This window comes from Betaproteobacteria bacterium (genome assembly GCA_016791345.1).
GTDB lineage: Bacteria > Pseudomonadota > Gammaproteobacteria > Burkholderiales > JAEUMW01 > JAEUMW01.
In genome coordinates this window covers 1-5,173 of record JAEUMW010000182.1, presented here as the reverse complement: position 1 = coordinate 5,173, position 5,173 = coordinate 1, and the positions used below count along the sequence as shown (strand labels likewise).

The window sequence follows — 5,173 nt, the reverse complement described above, 5'->3', positions numbered from 1 at the left end:
CGCCTTTCTCGCGATCTACGCTTTTCTGCCGTTCTTCATGTTCGGCTTCCTCATGACCGCAGTGCCGAACTGGCTCAACGTCAAGGTGCCACGCGGCTTCTACCTGCCGGCGATGCTGCTCATGGCTGCCGGCTGCGCGCTGTTCTACCCGGCGTTGCTCGCCAACCGCGAACTCATCACCGCTGCGCTGCTGCTGGTGCTCGCCGGCTGGGGCGTCGGGCTCGCGGCGCTGTTTCGGCTGATCGCATTGACCGCCGAGGACGTGCGCCACGCTGCCATTCTCTGCGCGGCCATGAGCTTCGGCTGGATCGGCGTCGCCAGCCTGGTGGCGGCACTGTATTGGAGTTCACCGTGGCTGCCGCTGCTCTTCAGCGAAGGCGGCATCTGGTTCTTCGCGCTGCCGGTCTTCATCAGCATCAGCAACCGCATGGTCCCGTTCTTTGCGTCACGCGCGCTGCAGGATCCGGCCATCGCTCGGCCACCCTGGTCGCATGCCCTGCTGCTCACCGGCAGCCTCGGGCACGGTGCCCTCGTCATCTTGGGCTACCCGCAGTGGACCTGGCTCTTCGATCTGCCTATGTGCGTGACGGTCGGCCTTCTCGCGCTGCTCTGGGGATTCTTCCGCAGCTTCCGGATCCACCTCCTGGCGGTGCTACATCTGTCGCTCGCGGCGTTGGCGCTCGCCCTTGCCCTCTTCGCGATCCAGAGCCTGGTGCTGCTCGTCACCGGCGAACACGTGCTCGGCCGCGCCCCGCTGCACGCCATGACCATCGGTTACTTCTCGGCGATGGTGATCGGCATGGTCTCGCGTGTCTCCCTCGGCCATTCCGGCCGCATGCTGACGGCCGATCGCCTGACCTGGCACTGCTTCCTCGGCATGCTCGGCTCCGCGCTGCTGCGCGTCGCGGGCGACCTGCCGGGAGTTGGCGCCGGCGCCGGACATGCGCTGACTCTAATGGCCGGCGTTCTCTGGCTGGCGTGCTTCGCGTCCTGGGTGTGGCGTTATCTGCCGATATACCTCGCGCCACGGGTCGACCAGCGTCCCGGTTGAGGGTCCGGCGCAGGTGAACGATTTCGCACTCGCGCGGGTGCTGCACGTGCTCGCGGTGGTGTTCTGGATCGGCGGCGTTGCCATGGTGACGACCATCCTGCTGCCCGCGGTGCGCAACATGAAGGCTCCGCACGAGCGCGTGGCGTTCTTCGAGCGCGTCGAGCGCCGCTTTGCCTGGCAGGCGCGACTCACCACGCTCGTCACCGGCCTGTCGGGGTTCTACATGATCGAGTACATGGACGCCTGGGATCGCTTCGTGCAGCCCGCGTTCTGGTGGATGCACGCGATGGTGATCGTGTGGGCGATCTTCACGATGATGCTCTTCGTCCTCGAGCCGCTCGTGCTCCATCGCCGCTTCCTCGCCCGCGCGGAGCGCGATCCGGTCGGCACCTTCGCGCTGATTCAACGCATGCACTGGTTCCTGCTTTCGATCAGCCTGCTTGCGGTCGCCGGCGCCGTGGCGGGCAGCCACGGCTGGTTCTGGATTCCGTGACCTACACGCTGCTGAAAAACGTGCACGTCGGCTGTGTCGCGATTACCATCGTGCTCTTTGTCGTGCGGGGCGTCTGGATGATTCGAGGGACCCTGCGAAACCGGGGACGATGGGCGCGCGTGGCGCCGCACGTGGTCGACACCGTGCTGCTGGCGAGCGCGATTGCCATGGCGGTCATGCTCGGCGCGTATCCCGGCACCGCGGGCTGGCTCACCGCGAAGGTGATCGGGCTTTTCGTCTACATCCTGCTCGGCACGGTGGCGCTCAAGCGCGGCAGGACGCTGCAGATGCGCATTGCCGCCTTCGCGGGCGCGCTGGTGAGCTTTTCCTACGTCGTCTCCGTGGCGCTCACGCACGACCCGCGCGGCTTTCTCGCGCTTTGAGCAGATAGCCGATGACACTGCCCCTCGTTCCGGCACTGCCGGGGTTCGACGAACCGATCGAGATGCTGCGCGCCTGTCATGACCGCATCGCGCACCAGTGCACGACGCTCGAGCGTCTGGTGCCGCACCTGAAGCGCCATGGCTGTGATCAGACTGCGCGCGAGGCGGCGGCCGGCGTGCTGCGCTACTTCACGCTCGCCGGCCCGCACCATCACGCGGACGAGGAGCGCGATCTCTTTCCGCGTCTGCTCGATGTCGCGACCGGCGAGGATGCGCAGCGCGCCGCGCTGCTCGTGACGTCGATGGTGGCGGACCATCGCGAGATGGAGCGGCTCTGGTCGGAGATCGAACCGGCACTGGCAGCGATCGCACGCGGCGCCATCGACGGCCTCGACGGTGTCCTCGTCGGTGCGTTCTGCACCGTCTACCGCAACCACATGGCGATCGAGGAGAACGACGTCATCGCGCTGGCGGAGCGCGTTCTCCCGCCGGCGGCGCTGACGGAGATCGGGTGGTCGATGAGCATTCGACGCGGCGTGAAGCCCCCGGAAGCCGAAGCGCCGGGGAGCGCGGCGCCCTCCTCGTCATGATGAGTGCGCTGCGCTGCGCGTTCCGCTGTCGACGTTGGTCGGAGCGGCCGCCGGGCGTAATCAGCGGGTAAGTCGTCCGTACACTGCTGCGAGGCGTGCCGGCAGCTGCGCCGGTCTGTGCACGTGCACCCAGCCCTGCCGTCCGAAGAGGTGCGGCAGGTAGTCGTGGGCTTCGTCGTCGATGCTGAGGCAGAACGGCAGCACACCTGCCGTTCGCGCCTCGTGCACCGCATGCCGGGTGTCCTCGATGCCCCAGCGGCCTTCGTACACGTCCATGTCGTTCGGCTTGCCGTCGGTCAGGATGAGGAGCAGGCGCTGGCGCTCCGGACGCTGCGCGAGACGCCTCGTCGCCCAACGCACCGCTGCGCCCATGCGCGTGTAGTAACCGGGCTTGATGGCGCCGACCCGGGTCTGCGTCGCGGTCGCCCAGGCCTCATCGAAGTCCTTCAGCAGCTGGATGCGCACGTGATTGCGGCGCACCGAACTGAAGCCGAGCATGGCGAAGGCGTCTCCCGTGCCGTCGAGGGCCTCGCCGAAAACGAAGAGCGCATCGCGAATGACGTCGATCACGCGCACGTGGTCGTTCACGTAGGCATCGGTCGAAAGCGACAGGTCGGCCAGGAGCAGCGTCGCGAGGCTGCGCTCGACGTGCGCACGTCGCGCATAGACCGGCGGATCGGAACACCGCGGACCCGCGCCGGCCTCCGCCGCGTTGTCTACCCAGCCGTCCAGATCGAGATCGTCGCCGTCGGTGCAACGGCGCTGCCAGCGCGGCGCCGCGCGCAGCACTTCCAGTCGGCGGCGCACGCGGCGGGCGGTGGTGCGCAGTGCGTGCGAGGGCTGGAACGGATCGCCGGGACGCGCCACCAGCAAGGTCGCACGGCAGAATTCGGCGCGCAGTCGCTGCGTCTTCCAGTCCCATTCGGGCAGGGTCTCGCCGGGGCCGAGCGGCAGATCGTCGACGCTCGCACTCGGGAGATCTAGATCGAACTTCACGCGCGAGGCGGGCGCGGTGTTGTCGCGCGCGATCGCCAGCTTTTCCATGTCGTCGGCCGCGGCGGTGGCATTGCCGTCGTCCTCGTCGTCGGTGGCGCGATCCAGGGGCAGATGCTCGCTCCACGTGAGCAGCGCCTCGGCGCGCGAGGCGAGCAGCAGCGGCGCCCGGCTCGGGCGATGCTCGACGCGTCGCGTCCGGCGCCGTTTCGCACCGCCGTCGGCGCGGCCGGCGCCGGCTGCGCGATGCACGTCCTGCGTGCCCGCCGTTGCCGCCGCCGACGGCAGGATCTCGATCCACAGCCAGACGGGCGCGACTTCGGCAGGGGCGGGCTCGCAGTCGGCCACGCGCTCACCGCGCAATGCCCGCTGCACGGCGCCCTCTGCGGTGGCTGCCGCTCCCCGCAGGCTTTTCGGTGCAGGTCGTTGCGCAAGATGCGCGTCCAGCAGCCTTTGCCAGCGCGGCCGGAAACCGGGGCAGCGTTCCAGCGCGCGCTCGGTCGCCGCGACGTTGCCGGCGATCCAACGCTCACCGGGCGTGTGCACCGCGGCGAGCGCGGCGAGCCAGAGATAGAGGTCGCGATTCAGCGCTTGCTCGTCGAACACTGCGATGACCGGCGGGAGCGCGAGCGTATCGCCGTCGAGCCGCGGCAGCGCGGCGCGCCTGCCGCTGCCGGCCAGCCGTTGCAGCCAGTCACGCGGCCCGCCGATGCGCGCTGCGGCGGCGGGGACGACGCGCACGCCGGCGGTGCCGCCGGTGGCACGGAAGAGCAGGCTCGCCGCACGCTGCATCGTCGCGAGCGTCGCCGCCTGCCGCGGGTGGGAGCGGTCGGCAGCGCGCGTGATGAGGCGATGCCAGCGCTCGCCGACCCATTCTTCCACGATGCTAGACCTGGCGCTGCGGGTGCCGCGTTTCGCGCACGGCCTCCGCGCCCGCCTTCCACGCGAGGTTGGGCAGCCGGCACTTCGCGGCGTGCGACTCTTCGCACTCGGTCAGGCACTGGCCGCACTGGACGCACGAGAACATCAGCCGCTTGATGTTGCGCGGCTTGAGCCGCATCGGGCAGGCATGGTCGCAGGCCGATCCGGACGCTGCCTGGCGCGTGCTGCAACCGCGGCAGTCGCGTGCACGGTTGCGATCGAAGGCGACCACCAGTCCCTGCGGATTGGCCATCCAGGCGACGCTCTGAAAGAGACCGACGGCGCAGCCGAAGCGGCAGAAGAGGTGACGGGCGAACAGGAACTCGCACGTGAAGACGAGGGTGGCGACGACGAGAAAACGTGCTTCGCCCGGCGTGAGCGCGCTGTGCACGAGATGCCCCCAGACCTGCGCGGGCGGCAGCAGGTACGTCAACAGCGTGATCGCCCACAGAAAGCCGAAGGTCGCGCAGGCCAGCACGAAGACCGGCCACCAGCGGACGTCCGGGTTGCGGCCCGCGCGTTGCGTGCGCTGTGTGTCCCACAGGCTCAGCTTGCCGCTCGCCCGGTGCAGCAGGTCGTTCAGCGTTTCCACCACGGAGAAGTGCGGACACAGCCATCCGCAGTAGAGGCGGCCGTAGTGCCAGGCGACCGTCATGAAGGCGGCCGCCAGGGCCACCGGTGGGAGAATGCCGCGCAGCACGATGGACAGTGCGGTCGCGGCCGTGGTGGCCTCTCCGCGCAC

Annotated in this window: 6 protein-coding genes; 4 read left to right on the top strand and 2 right to left on the bottom strand. The window is 69.2% G+C overall.

Annotated elements, in window-relative coordinates; translation table 11 throughout:
- The 4 genes from JNK68_07050 to JNK68_07035 form a co-directional block, all read left to right on the top strand.
- On the top strand, positions 1-1,051 hold a 1,051-nt coding region (locus JNK68_07050; GenBank protein MBL8540114.1), incomplete at its 5' end, for an NnrS family protein.
- Positions 1,052-1,064: 13 nt separating this feature from the next.
- The gene (locus tag JNK68_07045; protein ID MBL8540113.1) at positions 1,065-1,544 is read left to right on the top strand and encodes a hypothetical protein; all 480 of its coding nucleotides are present in this window, start codon (positions 1,065-1,067) and stop codon (positions 1,542-1,544) included.
- The gene (locus JNK68_07040) at positions 1,541-1,927 is read left to right on the top strand and encodes a SirB2 family protein (GenBank protein MBL8540112.1); all 387 of its coding nucleotides are present in this window, start codon (positions 1,541-1,543) and stop codon (positions 1,925-1,927) included. Before JNK68_07045 ends, JNK68_07040 begins: the two co-directional genes overlap by 4 nt.
- An 11-nt stretch (positions 1,928-1,938) precedes the next feature.
- Positions 1,939-2,517, top strand: a complete 579-nt coding sequence (locus JNK68_07035; GenBank protein ID MBL8540111.1) for a hemerythrin domain-containing protein — start codon at positions 1,939-1,941, stop codon at positions 2,515-2,517.
- A gap of 60 nt (positions 2,518-2,577) precedes the next feature.
- Here JNK68_07035 and JNK68_07030 read toward each other — a convergent pair whose 3' ends face one another.
- Together JNK68_07030 and JNK68_07025 are read right to left on the bottom strand one after the other, a co-directional pair.
- Positions 2,578-4,392, bottom strand: a complete 1,815-nt coding sequence (locus JNK68_07030; protein MBL8540110.1) for a VWA domain-containing protein — start codon at positions 4,390-4,392, stop codon at positions 2,578-2,580.
- Between the two features lie 4 nt (positions 4,393-4,396).
- A partial coding sequence (locus tag JNK68_07025; GenBank protein ID MBL8540109.1) for a 4Fe-4S binding protein occupies positions 4,397-5,173 on the bottom strand: 777 nt, incomplete at its 5' end.